Source organism: Lentilitoribacter sp. JB5-8, assembly GCF_055693385.1.
Window position 1 is genome coordinate 891,080 of record NZ_CM146332.1, and the last position, 21,972, is coordinate 913,051.

The 21,972-nt window shown below is 46.1% G+C and carries 17 protein-coding genes; 12 read left to right on the top strand and 5 right to left on the bottom strand.

The features are described 5' to 3' along the window. Window positions 1–93 precede the first annotated feature (93 nt). Complete coding sequence (locus tag ACZ1GZ_RS04285; protein WP_472667242.1) at window positions 94–2,334, bottom strand: transglycosylase domain-containing protein; 2,241 nt, start codon at window positions 2,332–2,334, stop codon at window positions 94–96. Between the two features lie 99 nt (window positions 2,335–2,433). After that, a complete protein-coding gene (locus ACZ1GZ_RS04290; protein ID WP_472667243.1) occupies window positions 2,434–3,819 on the bottom strand; it encodes a M20/M25/M40 family metallo-hydrolase in 1,386 nt (461 codons plus the stop codon). 413 nt (window positions 3,820–4,232) lie between these two features. On the opposite strand from ACZ1GZ_RS04290, the gene polA reads away from it, so the two are divergent. Genes polA through ACZ1GZ_RS04305 form a run of 3 tightly spaced genes read left to right on the top strand, consistent with a single transcriptional unit; the run spans window position 4,233 to window position 10,990 of the window. Next, on the top strand, window positions 4,233–7,163 hold the full coding sequence (polA, locus tag ACZ1GZ_RS04295) for a DNA polymerase I (RefSeq protein ID WP_472667244.1): 2,931 nt from the start codon (window positions 4,233–4,235) through the stop codon (window positions 7,161–7,163). Between the two features lie 13 nt (window positions 7,164–7,176). Further along, window positions 7,177–9,654, top strand: coding sequence for an ATP-dependent helicase HrpB (gene hrpB / locus ACZ1GZ_RS04300; protein WP_472667245.1), 2,478 nt, complete (start codon window positions 7,177–7,179; stop codon window positions 9,652–9,654). Between the two features lie 7 nt (window positions 9,655–9,661). Then, window positions 9,662–10,990 carry an ActS/PrrB/RegB family redox-sensitive histidine kinase gene (locus ACZ1GZ_RS04305; RefSeq protein WP_472667246.1) on the top strand — a complete coding sequence of 443 codons (1,329 nt, stop codon included), beginning with the start codon at window positions 9,662–9,664 and terminating at the stop codon, window positions 10,988–10,990. 16 nt (window positions 10,991–11,006) lie between these two features. On the opposite strand, the gene ACZ1GZ_RS04310 is transcribed toward ACZ1GZ_RS04305, so the two are convergent. From ACZ1GZ_RS04310 to ACZ1GZ_RS04320, 3 genes are all read right to left on the bottom strand, one after another. Next, window positions 11,007–12,398, bottom strand: a complete 1,392-nt coding sequence (locus ACZ1GZ_RS04310) for an MATE family efflux transporter (RefSeq protein ID WP_472667247.1) — start codon at window positions 12,396–12,398, stop codon at window positions 11,007–11,009. 93 nt (window positions 12,399–12,491) lie between these two features. Next, complete coding sequence (locus ACZ1GZ_RS04315) at window positions 12,492–12,869, bottom strand: TfoX/Sxy family protein (protein ID WP_472667248.1); 378 nt, start codon at window positions 12,867–12,869, stop codon at window positions 12,492–12,494. A 10-nt stretch (window positions 12,870–12,879) separates the two neighbouring features. Then, a complete protein-coding gene (locus ACZ1GZ_RS04320; RefSeq protein ID WP_472667249.1) occupies window positions 12,880–13,320 on the bottom strand; it encodes a winged helix-turn-helix transcriptional regulator in 441 nt (146 codons plus the stop codon). Between the two features lie 101 nt (window positions 13,321–13,421). Here ACZ1GZ_RS04320 and ACZ1GZ_RS04325 point away from each other — a divergent pair, with 101 nt between their 5' ends. The 9 genes from ACZ1GZ_RS04325 (at window position 13,422) to rpsO (ending at window position 21,899) form a co-directional block, all read left to right on the top strand. Next, window positions 13,422–13,838, top strand: a complete 417-nt coding sequence (locus ACZ1GZ_RS04325; RefSeq protein WP_472667250.1) for a hypothetical protein — start codon at window positions 13,422–13,424, stop codon at window positions 13,836–13,838. A gap of 148 nt (window positions 13,839–13,986) precedes the next feature. After that, window positions 13,987–14,601, top strand: coding sequence for a ribosome maturation factor RimP (gene rimP, locus ACZ1GZ_RS04330; RefSeq protein WP_472667251.1), 615 nt, complete (start codon window positions 13,987–13,989; stop codon window positions 14,599–14,601). 73 nt (window positions 14,602–14,674) lie between these two features. After that, the gene (gene nusA / locus ACZ1GZ_RS04335; protein ID WP_472667252.1) at window positions 14,675–16,318 is read left to right on the top strand and encodes a transcription termination factor NusA; all 1,644 of its coding nucleotides are present in this window, start codon (window positions 14,675–14,677) and stop codon (window positions 16,316–16,318) included. Window positions 16,319–16,332: 14 nt separating this feature from the next. Continuing rightward, a complete protein-coding gene (locus ACZ1GZ_RS04340) occupies window positions 16,333–16,959 on the top strand; it encodes an RNA-binding protein (RefSeq protein WP_472667253.1) in 627 nt (208 codons plus the stop codon). A 129-nt stretch (window positions 16,960–17,088) separates the two neighbouring features. Further along, window positions 17,089–19,662 (top strand): translation initiation factor IF-2, encoded by a 2,574-nt coding sequence (infB, locus tag ACZ1GZ_RS04345; RefSeq protein ID WP_472667254.1) that lies wholly within the window; start codon window positions 17,089–17,091, stop codon window positions 19,660–19,662. 93 nt (window positions 19,663–19,755) lie between these two features. Next, a complete protein-coding gene (locus tag ACZ1GZ_RS04350; RefSeq protein WP_472667255.1) occupies window positions 19,756–20,052 on the top strand; it encodes a hypothetical protein in 297 nt (98 codons plus the stop codon). A gap of 31 nt (window positions 20,053–20,083) precedes the next feature. After that, complete coding sequence (gene rbfA / locus ACZ1GZ_RS04355) at window positions 20,084–20,497, top strand: 30S ribosome-binding factor RbfA (RefSeq protein WP_472667256.1); 414 nt, start codon at window positions 20,084–20,086, stop codon at window positions 20,495–20,497. After that, entirely contained in the window at window positions 20,498–21,433 is a 936-nt protein-coding gene (gene truB, locus ACZ1GZ_RS04360; RefSeq protein ID WP_472667257.1) for a tRNA pseudouridine(55) synthase TruB, read from the top strand. Window positions 21,434–21,629: 196 nt separating this feature from the next. Beyond that, the gene (gene rpsO / locus ACZ1GZ_RS04365) at window positions 21,630–21,899 is read left to right on the top strand and encodes a 30S ribosomal protein S15 (RefSeq protein ID WP_472667258.1); all 270 of its coding nucleotides are present in this window, start codon (window positions 21,630–21,632) and stop codon (window positions 21,897–21,899) included. Window positions 21,900–21,972: the final 73 nt, after the last annotated feature.

Consider the following 21,972-nt stretch of genomic DNA (forward strand, 5'->3'; position numbering starts at 1 on the left):
CCCCGACGTCTGCGGCCTATATAAGAAGGCTTGCGCCAGACTGCAAGGCGTTAAAGCGCATCTTTTTCACTCAGATTGTTAGTTTTTTGCAGCTTAGCGGCCTAATATCACGTCCAAAATGGAGTTTGGTCGATTTGAATTGGCATTTTGTGCCGAACCGGTAAGCTCTCCGGGGGGCAATAATTGGTTTTGAGACGCAGAATCACCACGGTCAAAAGCCTCGCGAGAAACCGGAATGGGAATCGAACTTGTTGATTCGGACGATGGAAGCGGTGCTAATCGCTCTGTCAGCTCATTAATATTTGCACTGGGGTCGTTAAACAATGGGGTAGGGGCTGTTACGCGCGGAAGTGCCGCGATTGACATGCCTTCATGTGCATGGGACATCACAGCCTGCCAGATTTTAGCGGGTAAACCACCACCCGTCACTTTTTTGGTTGGTTTTCCGTCATCATTTCCAAGCCAGACGCCAGCTGTAAGATTAGCTGTATAGCCAACAAATAACGCGTCGCGGAATGATTGGCTGGTCCCGGTTTTACCTGCAACCTGCCAATTTGGCAGTTGTGCATTGCGCCCAGTGCCATTGGTTACAACGCTCGTTAGCATATCATTCATGTGATTGGCCACTTGAGGCGCCAATACGCGCGGCGGGTGATCAAACACATTTTCAAATAATAACTGACCATCTGTTGTCGAGATACGTTTGATAATATGAGGGGTCGCTTTAAACCCGCCATTCATAAATGGTGCATATGAGGAGGTAAGTTCCAGCAAAGTCACCTCAGACGTGCCAAGCGCGATGGATGCATTGGGATTAAGTTTTGCTTCAATACCCATACGTTTGGCGGTTTTGGCTACATTGCGTGGCCCCACTTGCATCACAAGTTGCGCAGCAATTGTGTTCAGCGATTTAGACAAAGCTTCATCAAGAGTGACGGGACCACGATATTTTTCATCATAATTTTGTGGTGTCCATTTACCAATGCGCACTGGTGCATCATTGCGGATGGAATTAGGTGTTTCACCCTGTTCAAGCGCTGCCGTGTAGACAAAGGGTTTAAAGGCTGATCCTGGTTGGCGTAGCGCTTCACTTGCCCGGTCAAATTGGCTTGTTGCATAGTTTCGCCCACCGATTAACACCTGGATTGCACCACCTGCATCGATGGCAACAATCGCGCCCTCTTTAACGTTAAACTTCGCGCTGTTATCCTCAAGTGTACTGCGCAAGACGCGTTCAGCTTGCTTTTGCAAATTAAAATCAAGCGTTGTCTCAATAATCAGGTCTTCTTTCACGTCACCGATTAACGCTTTAAGGTCGTCCATGACGCGGTCAGCAGCAAAGTTCTCCGAGCCTGTCCAATAACTTTTTGCGCGTGTTTGCGGTTGTGTAAGCGCTGTTGTGGCTTCGCGATCATCAATAAATCCCGCGCGCCGCATGGCACCTAAAACCACTTGTCCGCGTGCTTCCGCTAGATCTGGATTGCGAGCAGGTGATAAACGCGATGGTGCCTTGAGCAAACCTGCAATTAATGCGGCTTCAGCTAAATTAACGTCCCGCGCTGGCTTTTGAAAATATCGACGTGATGCGGCTTCAACACCATAGGCACCGGAGCCAAAATAAACCCGGTTGAGATACATTTCCAAGATCTGATCTTTGGTGAAATTATGCTCAAGCCATAAGGCGAGCAGAACTTCCTGCACTTTGCGTTCAAGTGTTCGATCAGGTGATAAAAACAGGTTCTTTGCAAGCTGCTGGGTAAGCGTTGAACCACCTTGCACAGTGCGGCCTGCAACAAGATTTGAATACATGGCACGGACTAGGCCAATTGGGTCAATACCAAAATGGCTGTAAAAACGGCGATCTTCAATCGCAATAACCGCTTGTGGGATATAAGGCGACATATCGCTCAAAAACAGCGCCTGCCCACCTGTTATGCCGCGGTTAGCGATCACCTGTCCATCATAGGACATAATCTGAACATTTGGTGGGCGTTGCGGCACATCCCATGTCTTTGCGCTTGGCATTTTTGCACCATAAAACGCAAAAATACTGCCAACGCCAATCGCACCCCAAATACCTAAAACAAAACACCAATAAAACGAAGTTTTGATCAATCTTGTCAGCAAACTTGGCTTTTTCGACTTCCCACGAGCTGATTTAGACTGTCGTCGTTTTGCCCCAGAACGAGATTTTGCGTTTGATTTACTTTGCGACTTTTGAGCAGACCTTGGTGCCGATTTTGCCTTGGTGCCCCTTTTAGCCGTTGATTTTGCTGAATTTTTCGACTGAAAGCTGGGCTCTACCCGTGTCTTTGCTTTTTTCTTATTGGCCATAGCTTCGCAGTTCACCGTCAATACGCATTACAATTTGCACTAATTTAGACGATTGTTTTTAAGGGGAGGTTAAGCTTGGCATTAACCATTATGGTTCTGTTATTGCGCTAACTGATCCAGAATACGAATCCACGAGCGAATGCCTTTATGGAAAGAATTGAGCTCATATTTTTCATTTGGAGAGTGAAGCTGGTCGTCATTAAGACCAAAACCAACGAGAAGCGAATCCATACCCAAAAAAGTTTGAAAATCACCAACAATTGGAATGGACCCACCACCACCAACAAGCACAGCAGGTTTTGGCCATTCATCTGAAAGCGCAGACATCGCTTTTTTAATCAGCGGCGAATCGTATGAAAGTTGAATGCCTCCGGATGCTCCGTGCTCTTCAAAGCTAGCGCTGCAATCACTTGGCAATCGATCATTTACAAACTTTCGAAAAGCTACACGTAATTTGTCAGCATCTTGATTGCCAACAAGTCGAAACGAAATTTTCGCACTGGCTTGCGCTGGGATCACGGTTTTAAAACCATCATCTGTATAGCCGCCGATAATACCATTTATTTCAGCGGTTGGCCGTGCCCAAGTTAACTCCTGGAAGGATTTGCCTTTTTCACCGAAGTTTTCGCTTAAGCCAACCTCACCTAAAAACTCCTGGTCTGTTTGCCCCAATTCCTTCCACATATCTTTGATATGTTGTGGCGTTTCTTCAACTCCCTCATAAAAGCCATCAATTGTGATACGGCCTTCATCATCATGAATATCAGCAATAATGCGTGATAGAATAGTAATTGGATTGGCGGCAGAGCCACCATAAAGCCCTGAATGCAGATCGCGGTCAGCGGCGTGAATAGTTACTTCTTCACCGAGTAATCCCCGAAGACTTGTCAAAATGGCTGGCGTTTGCTTGTCCCACATGCCCGTATCGCAAACGAGCGCAAAATCCGCCTTAAGCTCATCATGATTTGCTTCTAAAAATGGATGCAAACTTGGGGAGCCGGATTCTTCTTCACCCTCGAACAAAATGGTGATGTTGCACGGAAGATTGCCGCTTGTTTCTTTATAAGCCCGGCAAGCTTCGACAAACGTCATGAGCTGACCTTTATCATCGCTAGTACCGCGGCCAGTAATCACCTTGCTGCCATTGCGTTCCTTGATTTGAGGGTCAAATGGATCGTCATCCCAAAGTTCAACCGGATCGACCGGTTGCACATCATAATGTCCATAAAACAAAACATGAGGCGCGTCCTTACCAGCCCCTTTGTAATGCCCAACGACCATTGGGTGGCCAGTTGTTGGGCGAACAGATGCCTCAAAGCCAACTTTTCCCAAATAATCAGATAGATAGTTTGCTGCTTCGTCGCATTTGGCTTTGAACTCAGGGTCGGTTGAAATAGAAGGTATCCGAACTAGTTCAAACAAAGTTTCAAGGCTTGAAGGTAAGTTATTATCGGCAGCCGATAGAGCTGCATCCAATTGTGACATTTGTGGCTCCTGCAATGAGGTTGTCTTGAATGATAGATATGCAGGTTTAAAGAGCTTTGCGCTAAAAGAAAAGCCACCATAACCGGAGGGGGAGGGTTATGATGGCTTATATTATTAGAGCCAAGCCCGGAGGGGATAGGGTTTGGCTCGTCTATCTAGTGTGGCAGGGGAACCTATACTAGATAGCGGCTTGTTTGCGCCGGTGAATGTAATTTGGGTGTTGAAAGCGGCGAAACAATGGCCACAATATTAATTATTTGTAACATTTTCGTGATGTTACCCACATGGCTTGGCGTGTATCGGATACTACACATCTGAATGAATTATGCCCAATCAAGAATAATTTCAAAGAGTGACGTTGAAAACATTATTCTTCGATAGACCTTGCGTGCACATCGGGTTAAATATCGAACATGAAAAAAGGTGATCATTTATTCCTCGTCGATGGTTCTGGCTATATTTTCAGAGCTTATCATGCCCTTCCTGCCTTAACGCGCAAATCAGATGGTTTGCCAGTTGGAGCGGTGTCTGGTTTTTGCAACATGCTTTGGAAGCTCGTGTCGACCGCACGTGATGAAAATGATGGGGTCACACCCACGCATTTTGCGGTGATTTTCGATCACTCATCAAAGACATTTCGCAATGAATTATACCCTGAATATAAGGCCAATCGCGATGCGCCGCCGGAAGACTTACGCCCGCAATTTGGTTTGATCCGTCAGGCGACGCGCGCCTTTAATCTGCCTTGCATCGACAAAGAAGGCTTTGAGGCCGATGATATCATTGCAACATATGCGCGCCAATGCCGTGAAGCGGGTGCTGATTGTACAATTATCTCTTCTGATAAGGATCTTATGCAGCTCGTGGGTGAGCAGGTCTTTATGCATGATACGATGAAAAATCGTCATATTCGTGTGCCGGAAGTGATCGAAAAATGGGGTGTGCCACCTGAAAAGATGATCGATCTGCAGGCTTTGGCGGGTGATTCGGTTGATAATGTCCCAGGCGTGCCGGGCATTGGGCCGAAGACAGCAGCTCAGCTTCTAGAGCAATTTGGTGATCTTGATACGCTGCTTGAGCGCGCCGGCGAGATCAAACAAAACAAACGTCGCGAGAACCTAATTGAATTTGCGGATAATGCGCGAATTTCACGTGAATTGGTGAAGCTACGCGATGATGTTGAGATGGACATTGATCTGGATGGACTGTTCCTAGAGCAACCTGATGGACCGAAGCTTATTGGCTATCTGAAGGCGATGGAGCTAACCACGCTGACCAAACGTGTAGCTGAAGCCACCGACAGTGATGCAAGCACCATTGAACCCGCCGAGCTTAACATTGAATGGGAAAATGCGCGCGGACCAGATCTTGATCGTGCAACAGATAGTGATGATGAAGCTTCAGAAAGCGCAGCATTAGACGCAAACGCGCAAAATCTCGTTAATGCACGAGCGGCGAAACTAGCAGACGCGAAAATAGATCACAGTTCTTACGAAACCGTTCGGGATTTAGCGCAATTGGATGCATGGGTCGCAGCCATCCGCGAAAAAGGTATTGTTGCTTTTGATACTGAAACCACTTCTCTGCACGCTATGCAAGCCGAGTTGGTTGGTTTCTCATTCGCATATTTCGAGGGTAAAGATAGCGATCTAAACGTCAAAGCCTGTTACGTGCCGTTAACACATAAAAGTGGAAACGGGGATTTGCTTGGTGGTGGCTTGGTCGAAGATCAGGTTGATTTTGATGAAGCTCTCAAGCGCTTAAAAGATGTGCTCGAGGACGCGTCGATTTTAAAGATCGCGCAAAATCTTAAATATGACATGCTGGTTCTTAAGCAACTCAACGTGGATGTGAAATCCTTTGATGACACAATGTTGCTGTCTTATGTGTTAGATGCAGGCGTTGGAAATCATGGCATGGATACGCTGTCAGATCGCTGGCTTGGGCATCAACCTATTCCGTATAAAGAAGTTGCTGGCACAGGAAAATCTGCGATCACCTTTGATATGGTCGATATTGAAAAAGCAACGACCTATGCCGCTGAAGATGCTGATATCACATTGCGCCTATGGCATGTGCTTAAACCGCGTTTGGTCGCTGAAGGACTGGTCTCTGTCTACGAACGCTTAGAGCGGCCGCTCGTGCCTGTTTTGGTTGCTATGGAAGCGCGCGGCATTTCAGTCGATCGCCAGATTCTCTCCCGTCTTTCAGGCGAACTTGCGCAAGGCGCAGCGGGGCTTGAAGCTGAGATTTATGAACTTGCAGGCGAAACTTTTAACGTTGGATCACCCAAACAGTTGGGTGAAATTCTCTTTGGAAAAATGGCGTTACCAGGCGGATCAAAGACCAAATCCGGTCAATGGTCGACATCAGCTCAAAAGCTGGAAGATTTAGCTGCAGAAGGGCATGAATTACCGCGCAAGATTGTTGATTGGCGCCAGATGAGCAAGTTGAAATCAACTTACACAGACGCCTTACCAAATCATATTCATCCGCAAACAAAGCGTGTTCATACATCTTATGCGATGGCATCAACGTCGACGGGGCGTTTATCGTCCAATGATCCAAACTTGCAAAATATTCCCGTCCGCACAGCAGAAGGTCGTAAGATCAGAACTGCCTTTGTCCCGGAAGCCGGAAATACGCTTATCTCTGCCGATTACAGCCAAATTGAATTGCGGGTTTTGGCCCATGTTGCGGATATCGACGCGCTCAAGCAGGCATTTGCAAACGGCATTGATATTCATGCGATGACCGCATCTGAAATGTTTGGTGTTCCTGTTGAGGGCATGCCGAGCGAAATTCGCCGGAACGCAAAAGCGATCAATTTTGGTATTATCTACGGAATTTCAGGCTTTGGTCTTGCCAATCAGTTAGGTATTTCTCGCTCTGAAGCCAGCGATTATATCAAAACCTATTTTGAGCGTTTTCCGGGCATTAAAGACTATATGGAAAACACCAAAGCCTTGGCACGTGATCAAGGTTATGTGGAAACAATTTTTGGTCGCCGGATCAATTATCCAGATATTAAATCATCCAATCATCAAGTGCGCGCATTTAATGAACGTGCGGCGATTAACGCACCAATTCAGGGTTCAGCTGCAGACATCATCAGACGCGCTATGGTGCGCATGGATGACGCGCTTTTATCTGCGAACTTACAGGCCAAGATGTTGCTACAGGTTCATGATGAATTGATCTTTGAAACGGCTCAATCTGAAGCTGATGCAACGATCGAACTGGTAAAAGACATTATGGAAAATGCTGCAATGCCGGCTTTGTCTATGTCGGTTCCATTGCAGGTTGATGCGCGCGCGGCTGATAACTGGGATGAAGCACACTAGGGTTCTGAACTCCATGCCAAACGAGTTTAGCCATTTCCCTATTTCCGATGTTCTTGGTGAAATAACAGACGCATTGTTATCGTCAAATAATGTTGTGATCGGGGCACCGCCGGGTGCAGGTAAGACAACAATTGTCCCAGTTCATCTGCTTGAAAGCTCTTCGATTGGAGATGGTAAAATCATCTTAATCGAGCCGCGTCGTTTGGCAGCGCGTGCGGCGGCACGGCGCATGTCGCAGATGATGGGTGAAGAACTTGGGCAAACAGTCGGTTATCGCATGCGTCTTGATAATCGCATTGGAAAATCAACCAAAATCGAAGTCGTCACCGAAGGCGTTTTTACCCGCATGGTGTTGGAAGATCCCGAACTAAATGGGATCGCTTGCGTCATCTTTGACGAATTTCACGAACGTGCTTTGGAAGCAGATTTTGGTTTGGCGCTGGCGCTCGATGTGCAATCAGGTTTTCGAGAAGATCTCCGTATCGCTGTGATGTCTGCGACCTTGGACATTGACGAGATCTCGCGCATCTTACCCGATGCAAAAACGATCATCAGCGAAGGTCGATCCTATCCAGTTGATATCCGATATGCGCCTCGAAAACCGCAGTCAAAGATTGAAGATGTGATGGTCGAAGCGGTGCTTGATACATTGAAAAAAGAAGAGGGTTCAATTCTGTGTTTTCTTCCTGGTATCGGTGAAATTAAACGCGTTGTTGAACGCCTTGAGGGGAAAGTAACAGCTCATACGGATATCTTTCCGCTTTATGGAGCACTAACATCATCTGCGCAGGACAAGGCCATTCAACCGAGTGAAGATGGGCGCCGAAAAGTGGTGCTAGCCACATCCATTGCAGAAACATCGATCACCATTGATGGTGTCCGAATAGTGATTGATTCAGGTCTGCAACGTCAGGCCTATTTTGAAGTTTCCACTGGGATTACCCGACTTGAAACTCAGCGCGCGTCGCAGGCAGCCACGACACAGCGGGCTGGACGTGCAGGTCGGACAGCTCCGGGAATTGCCCTGCGACTTTGGCAAAAAGAACAGCAATCAGCTTTAGAGGAATTTTCGGCTCCGCAAATTTTGACGAGCGATCTCTCTGGCTTTGTGATTGATTGCTTAGCATGGGGTATTGCCGATCCACGTGATTTAACGCTCATCACCAAGCCGCCTTTAAAAACCATTGATGCAGCTTTTGATATATTGCAAAAGCTCGGCGCAATTGACCAGCATAAACGTCTGACAAAATTGGGTCATTCTATGCGTAGTCTCGCGCTTCCGATCCGTTTGTCAGCCATGGTTATGAAAGCTGCAGAAACGGCAAATGCGGAAATTGCAGCAAAGCTTGCCATCCTTCTTACCGAACAAGGTTTAGGTGGGAATATGGTGGATATATCTGAGCGGTTAAAGCGTTTTGAAACTGAGAAAAGCCAACGCGCAAAAGCGGCACAAGATCTTGCTAAACGCATGGCACGCACTGCGAATGGTCAAGTTGAGGTGACTGATAAATCCGATCTCGATATAGATGATATTTTAGCAATAGGCTTTCCTGACCGAATTGCAAAACGGCGCGGTCAGATAGGTCAATACACAATGTCAGGTGGACGTGGCGCGGTTATGGAAGAAACTGAAAGACTGGCACAAGAGGATATGTTGGTCGTAGCAGATTTAACGGGAAAAGCGCAGGCGCCTCGAATATTATCTGCCGCCCGGTTTGATCCTTCAGGATTAGATTTGCTACCAAAACATCTTATCAGCGAAATAGAAGAATATCGCTTTGATAAAGAAAGTCTTGGTGTAAAGGGGCGGCTTGTTCGGAAGTTTGGTGCAATTACGCTTTCTGAAAAACCGTTGCCGAAACCAAAAGGAGAGGCCGCGGTATCAGCTATTACAAATGCGCTTAAGCAACTTGAACCGGGCTATGCGATGTCATTATTGCCGTTTTCAAAAGCAACTTTGGATTGGCGAAATCGGTCCGAGTTTTGCCGCCATCATAGTCAATCAGATGATTGGCCAGATATGTCAGATCGCGGTCTTTTGGAAACCATTGAACAATGGTTTGGGACATTTCAAACAGACATCAACAGCCTGCATGATGTGAAACATCAATCTTTATCAGATGGAATAAAGAGCCTGCTTACATGGGATCAACAAAACCAGCTTGATGCCCATGTGCCAACGCATTTTAGCTTTCCCGATGGCAAGCGTCTAGAAATTAGCTACAAAGAGGATGATGCGCTTTTGTCGGTGCGTGTTAATCACCTATATGGGCAAACGACGCATCCATCGATTATGTCAGGCAAGTTGCCACTTTTGCTGGAACTCCTATCACCTGCGGGGCGACCAGTTCAGCTTACGCGCGATCTATCAGGATTTTGGCAAGGATCCTGGTCCGATGTCCGCGCTGATATGCGCAGTCGATATCCAAAACATGATTGGCCAGATGATCCGGCAAATGCTAAACCTTTTGTCAAACGTGGAAAGCCGTGAGTAGATAATGCAGACGAATATTAGCATGTCAGACCCTGAAGAATTTGCGCTTAATGAGCTGGTAAAATCGCGCCTTTTGCGTCTGCAAACTCTAATTCGCTTGCGTTGGCTAGCAGTTGCCGGTCAAACTTTGTCGATATTGCTTGTTGAGTTTTATTTAGATTTTCACCTTCCAATATTGTTTTGTCTGGCGCTGGTTGCCGTATCTGCCTTGCTAAATTTATATCTTACGGCAAGACATCCTTCTTCAAGACGTCTGTCATCTCGCGCTGCTATGTATGTGCTTGGGTTTGATATTTTACAGCTCGCCAGCCTTTTATTTATGACAGGGGGGTTGGCAAACCCATTTTCGGTTTTGTTTTGCGTACCTGTGATTATTTCAGCTGGAACGCTGCCAGCAAAACGAACAATATTGCTTGGTATCGTGACCTTTATTTGCGTCACATTGCTTGGCTTTTTCTCGTTTCCGTTACCTTGGTATGATGGTGTGGACCTCGATATTCCACCAGTATTCCTCATAGGTGTTTGGATTGCAATCCTCTCGACCACGGCATTCGCTGCATTTTATGCTTATCGCGTATCCGCTGAAGCAAATGATCTGGCCAACGCGCTAACAGCAACAGAACTTGCTTTGCAACGAGAGCAACATTTATCAGCGATTGATGGATTAGCTGCGGCAGCGGCCCATGAATTAGGAACACCACTTGCAACCATTTCCGTTGTGGCAAAAGAAATGCAGCATGCGTTGGGTGAAGATGATGCTTTTCGAGAAGATGTGCAATTATTGCGCAGCCAAAGTGAACGATGCCGTGACATTCTCAAGCGATTGACCACATTGTCTGCCGAAGATGAAGCACATATGCGACGTTTGCCCTTAAGCTCTTTAATCGAGGAAGTCGTCGCACCCCATCGTGAATTTGGTATCGAGATTATTGATACAATCAACTCTGAAACGGAAAATGAACCGATCGGCCGACGTAATCCGGGAATATTATTCGGCCTTGGTAATTTGATGGAAAATGCAGTTGATTTTGCCGATAAGTCCGTCGAATTCAAAGCATTTTACAATGCCGAAACGATTACCATTACAATTTCTGACGATGGACCAGGTTATAGCCAAAGCATTATTCAGCAAATCGGCGAGCCTTACATGAAACAGCGCACGGGAACTGAATTAGATAAAGCTGGCGGGCTGGGTCTTGGATTGTTTATTGCTAAGACGCTTTTAGAGCGATCGGGTGCAACCATGCAATTTAGCAACAAGCCTTACCCCAAATCGGGTGCGATCGTTTCAATAAGTTGGCCACGTGCTTCACTGGATGTTTTCCAGCAATAGTAATTTTGCCGTTAGTTTAACTTATATCAGATTGCATTTGAGGTTTTGCGCCAATCAAACCACCAATTTGCTGTTTTGCAATGAGTTGAACAACGATTGCTGAAACAGCCATACCGGTCACAACACTCGTCGCAATGCCGAGCCAAACACCCAATGTATCGAAATTTAGGAAATTGACGAAAATATAAACGAATAAAGCGACGGCAATACCTTGCCGGTAAATCCCAATCACAAGTGTCCAGATGGGTTTCTTAAAGGCTTGCAAGAGCGAATTGATTGCAAATAGCACAAGATAAACTGGGAGAATAAACCCATCGACGCGCAAATATTGCGCTCCAACGCGGCGTACTTCATCACTATCTGTGAAGATCCCGATCAGAAACTCAGCTGCAAGCCATAAAACCACAGATGCGATCAACATCATCGAAACGCCAATTTTGCAGCAAAAGAAGAAAGCTTCGCGAACGCGATCATGTTTTTTGGCACCAAAATTCTGTGCGGCAATCGGTAAGAGTGCGCCCGTAAGACCAAAGGCTGGTAGCAAAAGCAACTGTTCAACCCGCAGAGCAATGCCATAGGCTGCAACCGCATCACCACCAAAACCCTTAAGATAAAACTGAACAACAAACCCGGAAAACATCATCACAACCATTGTAAAGCTTGAGGGTAGTGCTTGGGACGTGATGTCTTTGTAAGTGGGTAAATCAGGCAGGAAGCTATGGGTGCTTTCGTCATCCATAATGTCTGATTTGAAAACACGATATAAGATGAAAAGCATCACACCCGTTTGGCTCACCACCGTCGAGAGCGCAAGACCGGTAAAGCCGATCCCATCAACAATTCCGCGGATGCCGAAAATAAACAGCGGATTAAGCACAAGGTTAGCAAAAAATGCCGCGATTTGCGCACGCTCCATTGAAACCGTGTCACCTTGCGCCTGCAAGATACCGTTTGCGCCAAAGGTTAAAAGAAACCCCGGCGAAGCAAGCAGCATGACAAGGAAGTATTCGTTGGCTGCATCGCGGTAGGCACCTGGCTCAGTAATTATCGCAATTAAATCATCGCCAAATAATAAACCGAGAATGGCGCAAGCTAAAGACGCCAGCAATCCATAGCTGATACCCTGATAGGCAATATGTTTTGACAGCTTGTCATCTTTTGCACCGAGCGCGTTGCCCACAAGAGCTCCCATGGCAGACCCAAGCCCAATACCAAGCGCGATCAGAACAAAGAAAACCTGAAAGGCAATTGCAAGACCAGCCTGCGCATCGGTCGATAAAAGACCTGCATAAAAAACATCAACCACATTATAAAGCGTGGTGAAAACCATGCCGATGGCAGCGGGAATTGCGATCTTTTTAAAATGTTGAGCGATAGAACCTACGGTGAGATCAAAATTTGCAGACATTTACCAACTTTCGTTTTTCAGATCGCAAGTAGTGCGCCAAAAACCAACTGGGGTCAATCGAAACTGTGAAACCCAGATTGCACGCAATATGAATTATTTCTTTGGTTTTAAGGATTTCTTCTTCTCAGGTTTAGGTGGCAATTGGGTGACAAAACTTAAAGCCAGAGACACCAATCCTTTCAGCTGATCATTGTCACAAGCATCATTTTCAATTTCAACAAGACCACCCATTTTGCGCCCGGTAAAAGACAAAGGTTGGGCAGAATATCGCTCACAGGCTTCGTGCTCATTGTCTTTGCCAACGCGGAACATAAAGGTGCGTTCGCCTGTGTTTTTATTTCGTGAAGCGCCACCAACCATATGACCTTGATATAAAAAACAAACGCCGCCCATCATGTTTTTCTCACTCACACCATCCATAAAGCCCAGTTGTTCGCGAAATCTGTCCGCCAGTTCCTCATCATATGCCATGGTCTCATTCCTATTGAATATTGGTCACCTGCGCATTGGCAAGCGTGATGAGTTGTTCGGTGTCGGCAATCGTTTTGTCAGCGTCTAAACGATACCCTTGTATAAATGCTTCGGGCACTTCGGTATGTTCATCATGACGCTCAGCCCAATCAATAATGGAGAGGAATATCGGAATAAGCTCCAAAGCCTTTTCTGTAGGAAGATAGTATATTCGAGACCGTTTTTTTGCATCCTGATGGCGGGTTAAAATACCAGTTTCTTCAAATTTGGATAAACGATCGGCCAATATATTGGTTGATATGCCTTCACCGGCATCTAAAAAATCCCCGTAATACCGCCGGCCTTTAAACAAGACATCTCTTAAGATCACAAAATTCCAGCGATCAGCAAAGACAGATGCGGCGTAGCGAATGGGGCATCCATTCCAGTTTATAGATTCTCTCTTGCTCATATTGATACACTAACGAACTTCACAATCACTTGCAAATAACAAGTGTAATGAGTTAAAAGCAATTCACTTTTAAAATGCAAGTGAATTGAGAGGGAACTTTAATGATCACAAAACGCACATCCACACTCTTTATCAGCTACATTATAATCACATTTATTCTTGCCTATATTTGGCATTTGGAATTGTTCGGTGAGAGTTACGCGCAGTTAGGTGCAGCATCTCTTAGGCCCGAGCCGATCTTTCAATATGGGTTACTTGCGATCATTACGCATGCTGCCATCATGACATATTTCTTTGAGTGCTTTTTTAAAGCGCCAGCAAGTCTGTTAGCGGCTTTAAAAATATCACTTGGACTGGGGGCAGTAATCACCGCGTATGCTGCATTTACTGTTGCAGCAAAATTTGAGATTGAGCCGGCGATACATTATGTCTTACTCGAACTCATATTTGGTGTGCTTCATTATACTGTCATAGGGATTTTATATTATTGGCTTTATCAACGTATGCCTGCCCGGTAAAATAGCGTTAACACGCATCTTACTTGCAATTTGATGCAAATCGCTGTAGGTAGAACACAAATCTTGATCTTTCGAACAAGAGTGGGCCCCACCGGACCCGCTCTTTTTTGTTATCTAAGACCGAATTAAAACAACGATATGAGCACTTATGAGCGATAATATAGTGACATCACCAGAACCGCGATTAATCCTGGAAACAGGTTTAGAAGCGCAGGTTGCAGCTATTATTGAGCCAGTTATCCATTCAATGGGTTATCAGCTGGTTCGTATCCGCACGACTGGTGAAAACGGCTTTACGCTGCAAATCATGGCAGAACGTTTTGACGGCACAATGACCGTTGAAGACTGCGAAGCAATTTCGCGTGCAATATCACCTGTGCTTGAGGTCGAAGACCCGATTGATCGCGCATACCATCTTGAGTTATCATCGCCAGGTATTGATCGCCCAATGGTGCGTAAAGGTGATTTTAGACGTTGGCAGGGTCATTTGGTCAAGTGTGAGACCACAGTCCTCATTGAAAACCGTAAGCGTTTCCGCGGCTGGATTGAAGATGTAACCGATGAAGCGTTTGTTATTGACCGCGATGACCCAGCAGCAGATGAAGTCAAAGAAGTAACAATTCCATTTTCTGCATTGGCAGAAGGGAAATTGATCTTAACAGACGAATTAATTGATGCGGCGCTCAAGGCCGATAAGCAGGCCAAGAAAGCACAGGCTGCGGCAAATCAAAATAATTCTGCGGATGACGCAGACGAAGAATAATAAACCCGAGTAAGAACAAACAAAGCAATTGAGATAAAGGGTTTAGAAAAACCCCATCACATGGAGACAGGAAATGGCAGTCAGTGCAAATAGGCTAGAGCTTTTACAAATCGCAGATGCGGTTGCTCGTGAAAAAGCTATTGACCGTGAGATCGTCATCGAAGCAATGGCCGACGCGATCCAAAAAGCGGCGCGCTCTCGCTATGGTACAGAATCCAACATTCAAGTTGATATTGACGCTAAAACGGGTGAGATCAAACTCACACGTGTTTTGGAAGTTGTGGAAGTTGTTGAAGACTACTCAACTGAAATTGCTTTGATGATTGCGCAAGATCGTGATCCAAACGTACAAGTCGGTGATGAAGTTCATGATCCACTTCCGCCAATGGATTTTGGTCGTATCGCTGCACAATCTGCGAAACAAGTGATCGTACAAAAAGTGCGCGAAGCTGAGCGTGATCGTCAGTATGAAGAATATAAAGATCGCATCGGTGAGATCGTTAATGGCACAGTTAAGCGTGTTGAATACGGTAATGTGATTGTTGATATGGGCCGTGGCGAAGGCATTATCCGTCGTGATGAAATGATCCCTCGCGAGAACGTTCGTTATGGTGATCGTGTGCGTGCTTACGTGCATGACGTGCGCCGCGAGCAACGCGGACCACAAATCTTCTTATCTCGTACACATCCACAATTCATGGTGAAACTCTTCACTATGGAAGTGCCAGAGATTTATGATGGTATCATTGAAATTCGCTCCGTTGCTCGTGACCCAGGTTCGCGCGCTAAGATCGCTGTAATTTCAAATGATAACTCCATTGATCCTGTTGGCGCATGTGTGGGTATGCGTGGTTCTCGTGTGCAAGCTGTTGTTGGCGAATTGCAGGGCGAGAAGATCGATATTATCCCTTGGTCACAATCACCAGCGACATTTATCGTAAACGCATTGCAGCCAGCGGAAGTTGCGAAAGTTGTTCTTGATGAAGATGCAGAGCGCATCGAAGTTGTTGTGCCTGATGATCAGCTTTCCCTTGCAATTGGTCGCCGCGGACAAAATGTACGTCTTGCTTCTCAGCTTACTGGTTGGGACATTGATATCATGACGGAAGAAGAAGAATCTGCGCGTCGTCAGAAAGAATTCAACGAGCGTACAGAACTCTTCATGAAAGCGCTTGATGTTGATGAGATGGTTGGACAAGTTCTCGCATCTGAAGGCTTTAGCCAGGTTGAAGAAGTTGGCTATGTTGAGCTTGACGAAATCACGTCTATCGAAGGTTTCGATGAAGAGACAGCTCAAGAGCTACAAACACGTGCACGTGAATATCTTGACCGTATCGAAAACGAACTCAATGCAAAACGTAATGAGTTGGGCGTATCCGATGAGCTTTTGACCATTGATGGCATGACAACAGCAATGTTGGTTGCACTTGGTGAAGATGGCATCAAAACCATGGAAGACTTCGCAGGCTGTGCAGCTGATGACTTGATCGGTTGGACTGAGCGCCAGGATGGCGAAACAAAACGCTACGAAGGTTTGTTCTCAGCAAAAGAAGTTTCTCGTGAAGAAGCAGAAGCGATGGTCATGACTGCCCGCCTTGCTGCTGGTTGGATCACGCAGGAAGAACTTGATGCGATGAATGCCGTTGAAGAAGAAGCTGGTGAGGAAGCATCTGAAGAAGATGTGACCGTTGAATCAGTTTTTGACTCGAAGAGTTAAGGTGATGCTCTGGAATGAAACAGATGAACGAACGGATGTGTATTGTTACACGGGAAAAGCTGGCGGCTGATCAGCTTATCCGTTTTGTTCTTGCGCCTGATGGTGCGCTCATTCCAGATCTCAAACAAAAACTTCCCGGCAGGGGTTGTTGGGTTACCGCGCAATCCTCATATATAGACCAAGCACAGAAAAATGGTCTATTCGCGCGCTCTTTAAAAACTAAAATTGAAATATCTGGAAATTTGTCCCAGTTGGTCGATGAGTTGATGTCAAAATCAACCCTTGGTATGATCAACATGGCGCGCAAGGCTGGACAATTCATTACTGGAAGTTCAAAGGTTGATCATGCCGTGCGCAATGGTGAAGCATTGGCAAGCTTTCATGCGACAGATGCGGCACATGATGGTGTTCGCAAAATAAATCAGGCACGCACGTTTTTCTCAAAAATGGTAGAGGTGGAGATCATACCTTCATTTAGGCTGTTTTCGAGTGATGAAATGGCGCAGGCCTTCGGAGATGGTAATTATATTCACGGCGCAGCATTAGCCGGCAATGCGGGCGAAAACGTCCTTAAGCGTGCCACGGCTCTTGCAACATATAGAGGTCTGGATATAGACAAAAGCCAAGTTGATGGAGATTAACTCGGCTCATTTGATGAAAAATAACATTGTCTGTCGGGTTTTTGGTGCAATTGCTCGCGATGTGGTGTAACGGAAGTCTAAAAGCTGGAAACAGCTCGAGGCAATAGCCTCAAAAGGAACGGAAAATAGATGAACGATAGTAAAGACGATAACAAGAATGATGCTGGTGGCAAGAAAACTCTTACACTGAAAGGTGCAGGAGTTGGGCAGGGCACAGTGCGTCAAGATATGGGCCGTGGACGTTCCAAATCAGTGGTTGTGGAAACACGTAAGCGCCGTATCTCTCGTCCTGATGAAGATAAAGCTGCGCCAACGATTTCGCTAAAACCACGTAAAGAAGTGCAAAAGCCAGCGCCTGCAAAAGCCCCGGTTGCGGAAAAAGAAGCTGCGCCGCGCAAGCCCGCGCAGGAAGCGGCTAACCGTTTGTCTGCGAGCGAAATGGAAGCGCGCCGTAAAGCACTTGAAGGATCCCGCGTTCGCGAAGTTGAAGATCGCAAACGTGCTGAAGAAGATGCGATCAAACGTGCTGAGCAAGAGAAAATTCGTGCAAAAGAAGCCGAAGAACTCGCTCGTAAGCAAGCTGAAGAAGATGTTCGCATTCAGAAGGAAGCTGAAGAGAAAAAACGCGCTGAGGAATTGGCACGTAAAAAATCTTCTGGTCGTCCACCTGAAGAAGCAGCTCCTGCAGCACGTCGTAAGGAAGGTCCATCAGATGCAGCGCCTGCTAAAGCTGCACCACGTGGTGGCAAGCCTTCGCGTCCGGAAGCGCCGAAACCAACGCGTAATCCGCGTGGTCAGGATGATCGTCGTCGCGGCAAGCTAACACTCACAGCTGCGCTAAATGATGATGGTTCAGGCGGACGTTCTCGTTCACTTGCTGCACATCGTCGTCGTCAGGAAAAAATCCGACGTGCGCAAATGGAGCCAGAAGTTCGCGAAAAAATTGCTCGCGAAGTTACGCTTCCAGAAACAATTACCATCCAGGAATTGTCGCAGCGTATGGCTGAGCGTTCTGTTGATGTCATCAAATACCTTATGAAAGAGGGACAGATGATGAAGCCGGGCGATGTGATCGATGCTGATATGGCGGAATTGATCGCAGGTGAATTTGGCCACACTGTAAAACGTGTATCAGAATCCGATGTTGAAGAAGGTATCTTTGACGTTGATGATCAAGGTGGTGAAGAAACACCGCGCTCACCTGTTGTGACTATTATGGGTCACGTTGATCACGGTAAGACATCTTTGCTTGATGCTCTGCGCAACGCGAATGTGGTATCTGGTGAAGCCGGTGGTATCACGCAGCATATTGGTGCTTATCAGGTTGAGCAGGATGGTCAGAAGATCACCTTCATCGATACACCTGGTCACGCCGCCTTTACGGCAATGCGTGCACGTGGTGCAGAAGTAACTGATATCGCCATTCTTGTGGTTGCAGCTGACGATAGCGTCATGCCGCAGACAATTGAATCGATCAACCACGCTAAAGCTGCGGATGTTCCGATTATTGTTGCAATCAATAAAATGGATAAACCAACTGCAGATCCGCAAAAAGTCCGTACTGAATTGCTTCAGCATGAGGTGTTTGTAGAATCCATGGGTGGTGACGTTCTTGAAGTTGAAGTGTCAGCGCTTAAAGGCACAAATCTTGATAAACTGCTCGAAGCAATTTTGCTTCAGTCAGAGGTTCTTGATTTGAAAGCCAATGCTGACCGCACTGCCGAAGGTACAGTTGTTGAAGCGAAGCTCGACCGTGGTCGTGGTTCGGTTGCTACGGTACTTGTTGCCAAAGGTACATTGCATCCTGGCGAGATTATTGTCGCTGGCGATCAATGGGGCCGCGTGCGTGCACTTGTTAATGATCATGGTGATCATGTTAAAGAAGCAGGCCCAGCTGTTCCAGTTGAGGTTCTTGGTCTTAATGGTCCACCACAAGCGGGTGACCGTTTTGCGGTTGTTGAGAACGAAGCAAAAGCGCGTGAATATGCTGAATATCGCGAGCGTTTAGCGCGTGACAAAGCAGCGGCACGTCAGTCCGGTTCACAAGGCTCACTTGAGCAAATGATGATGCAATTGCAAACATCAGGTATCAGCGAATTCCCGCTCGTTATCAAAGGCGATGTGCAGGGTTCTGTTGAAGCCATTATCGGCGCGCTTGATAAATTGGCGACAGATGAAGTTGCAGCGCGTGTTGTGCATTCAGGAGCCGGTGGGATCACCGAGTCTGATGTATCACTTGCGGAAGCTTCTAAAGCGCCAATCATTGCCTTTAACGTTCGCCCGAGCAAACAAGCGCGTGATGCTGCTGAAGCTGCCGGCGTTGAGATCCGCTATTACAACATCATTTACGATTTGGTTGATGATGTGAAATCTGCAATGTCTGGCCTATTGTCACCAGAGCGTCGTGAAACATTCTTGGGTTACGCAGAAATCTTGGAAGTCTTCAATATCTCGAAATCCGGTAAGGTTGCTGGTTGTCGTGTCACTGAAGGTAAGGTTGAGCGTGGATCAGGTGTACGTTTGCTGCGTGATAACGTGGTTATTCATGAAGGCAAATTGAAAACGCTTAAACGCTTTAAGGATGAAGTTGGCGAAGTTAATTCAGGTCAAGAATGTGGTATGGCATTTGAAAACTATGAAGACATTCGCAAAGCCGATGTCATTGAGTGTTTCCGCGTTGAGCATATTGAACGCTCGCTTTAATTAGCTTTGTTCAAACGAATAAATAAGAATGGGTTTATTGCGATCATTATATTGATCTGTTTGAGCCCATTCTTTGTTTTCTCACTGAGTGTTTTGTCAGAAAAACTATATTGGTCGTTCTTTGCACCAGAAATTTTGCAAGATTTTCATAAAGCAAAAGCAGGTAATGACGATGTATTATTCTCGGCAAATTACCACGGCCAGCATCTAGGCGATTTTAAAGCTATGCTGGAGGAAAACGGATTTGAATGCAAAATGGGTCAGTTGGATCTGAGCTGTCGATATCTAACAGACACAATAATGGATGAAATATATTGGATTGTGGATGCGCAGGCGGATGAAACTCGGAATATTGTTAAATATCGCGGTTACATACATAGCATCTTCTAAATTGAGCAAGGTTCAATAAAGGCAATAAATCATGGTAAAAGCTACAAGCTCAGCTCCCTCTCAGCGCATGCTTAAAGTTGGTGAGATGGTTCGCGCCGCGCTAACAAAAATTCTTCAACGTGATGACATTCGCGATCCCGATGTAGAAGGTGTTGTTATTTCAGTGTCTGAGGTGCGTATGTCTCCGGATCTTAAGATTGCAAACGCCTATGTCAAAGCATTGGCGCAGACGGACCAAACCGCAACGATTGCTGGGTTAAATCGCAGCGCAAAATTTGTGCGTAAAAAACTTGGACCAGAATTGCGTCATATGAAATATATGCCGGAAATCCGCTTTCGTGATGATACAAGTTATGAGAATTTCAACAAAATCGATGCGCTGTTAAATCGCCCTGAAGTGGTGCGCGATCTTGAAATTGATGACGAAGACGGTGAGTATTCTTAAATGGGCCGCCAGCGTAAGAAAAAAGGTCGCCCGGTTTCCGGTTGGCTGGTTTTAGATAAGCCGTATGACTTTGGCTCAACCGAAGCTGTTTCTAAAATCAGATGGTTGTTTAAAGCACAAAAAGCGGGCCATGCTGGCACATTAGATCCGCTTGCCTCTGGTATGTTGCCCATCGCACTTGGTGAAGCTACCAAGACCGTCCCCTATATCATGGATGGACGTAAAGTCTATCAGTTTGCGGTGACCTGGGGTGAAGAGCGTACCACCGATGATATGGAAGGCGATGTTGTTCAGCAATCTGATGCGCGTCCAGATAAAGCAGCGATCGGAGAGATCCTGCCAGAATTTATCGGTGAGATCAGCCAGGTTCCACCGCAATTCTCAGCGATTAAGATCAACGGCGAGCGCGCTTATGATGTAGCGCGCGCTGGCGATAAAATGGATATACCTGCACGAGACGTTGAAATCTTCCGTTTAGAAATAATCGAAGCTGAGGATAAAAACATCACCCGGTTTGAAGTTGAATGCGGCAAGGGCACTTATGTGCGTTCGCTCGCACGTGATTTCGGGCGCAAACTTGGGTGTTATGGCTATGTGTCTGAGCTAAGACGTTCCAGCGTATTGCCATTTGAAGAAAGTGAACTTGTAAAACTTTCTGAGCTTACAGCACTAGAACAGATTGAGAATGATGAAGAACGGCTTGAGAAGCTAGATCAATATCTCATAGACACCAAAGAAGCTTTATCAGATCTGCCGCATATTGCCGTGTCTTCTGATCAAGCCATGCGTATTCGAAATGGCAATCCTGTGATAATCACCGGGGCAAATGCGCCGATCAATGAGCATGAGGTTTTTGCTACAGATAAAGGCAAATTATTAGCTATTGGTGAGATTAACTTTGGTGAGTTCAAGCCTAAACGGGTTTTTGCCACCTAGCCGAATTTGGCGGTTGAACTTGCTTAGTGCTTCGAATGCTCGACGGCGCGAAAAACACTAGCTTTTTTGTTTGTTTTCATTTATACGCATCTTGTAGCGGGTCATATTTTGGCCCGTTATTTTATATGGCCCGCGCTGGACGACATCTTGGCGTAGGGCGACCTTTAATCCTCAAAATTATAGAAAGGGATATACGATGTCGATTACTGCTGAACGTAAGGCAGAACTTATTGCCAAATTTGCTACCAAAGAAGGCGATACAGGTTCACCAGAAGTACAAGTTGCTGTTCTAACAGAACGCATTTTGAACCTTACTGAACACTTCAAAGAGCACAAAAAAGACAACCACTCACGTCGTGGTCTTTTGACATTGGTTTCAACACGCCGTTCGCTTCTTGATTATCTTAAGAAGAAAGACGACGCTCGTTACCAAGCTTTGATTAAAGAACTTGGCCTACGTCGCTAAGTTATAAGATTTGGCGCTCCAGTTTGGGGCGCCAATTCATTATTTAAGATACGTTTTTAAAACGTAAAACATC

Coding starts and splice junctions, on each gene's coding strand:
- ACZ1GZ_RS04285 (WP_472667242.1), bottom strand. CDS start 2,334: ATGGCCAATAAGAAAAAAGCAAAGACACGGGTAGAGCCCAGCTTTCAG.
- ACZ1GZ_RS04290 (WP_472667243.1), bottom strand. CDS start 3,819: ATGTCACAATTGGATGCAGCTCTATCGGCTGCCGATAATAACTTACCT.
- polA (WP_472667244.1), top strand. CDS start 4,233: ATGAAAAAAGGTGATCATTTATTCCTCGTCGATGGTTCTGGCTATATT.
- hrpB (WP_472667245.1), top strand. CDS start 7,177: ATGCCAAACGAGTTTAGCCATTTCCCTATTTCCGATGTTCTTGGTGAA.
- ACZ1GZ_RS04305 (WP_472667246.1), top strand. CDS start 9,662: ATGCAGACGAATATTAGCATGTCAGACCCTGAAGAATTTGCGCTTAAT.
- ACZ1GZ_RS04310 (WP_472667247.1), bottom strand. CDS start 12,398: ATGTCTGCAAATTTTGATCTCACCGTAGGTTCTATCGCTCAACATTTT.
- ACZ1GZ_RS04315 (WP_472667248.1), bottom strand. CDS start 12,869: ATGGCATATGATGAGGAACTGGCGGACAGATTTCGCGAACAACTGGGC.
- ACZ1GZ_RS04320 (WP_472667249.1), bottom strand. CDS start 13,320: ATGAGCAAGAGAGAATCTATAAACTGGAATGGATGCCCCATTCGCTAC.
- ACZ1GZ_RS04325 (WP_472667250.1), top strand. CDS start 13,422: ATGATCACAAAACGCACATCCACACTCTTTATCAGCTACATTATAATC.
- rimP (WP_472667251.1), top strand. CDS start 13,987: ATGAGCGATAATATAGTGACATCACCAGAACCGCGATTAATCCTGGAA.
- nusA (WP_472667252.1), top strand. CDS start 14,675: ATGGCAGTCAGTGCAAATAGGCTAGAGCTTTTACAAATCGCAGATGCG.
- ACZ1GZ_RS04340 (WP_472667253.1), top strand. CDS start 16,333: ATGAAACAGATGAACGAACGGATGTGTATTGTTACACGGGAAAAGCTG.
- infB (WP_472667254.1), top strand. CDS start 17,089: ATGAACGATAGTAAAGACGATAACAAGAATGATGCTGGTGGCAAGAAA.
- rbfA (WP_472667256.1), top strand. CDS start 20,084: ATGGTAAAAGCTACAAGCTCAGCTCCCTCTCAGCGCATGCTTAAAGTT.
- truB (WP_472667257.1), top strand. CDS start 20,498: ATGGGCCGCCAGCGTAAGAAAAAAGGTCGCCCGGTTTCCGGTTGGCTG.
- rpsO (WP_472667258.1), top strand. CDS start 21,630: ATGTCGATTACTGCTGAACGTAAGGCAGAACTTATTGCCAAATTTGCT.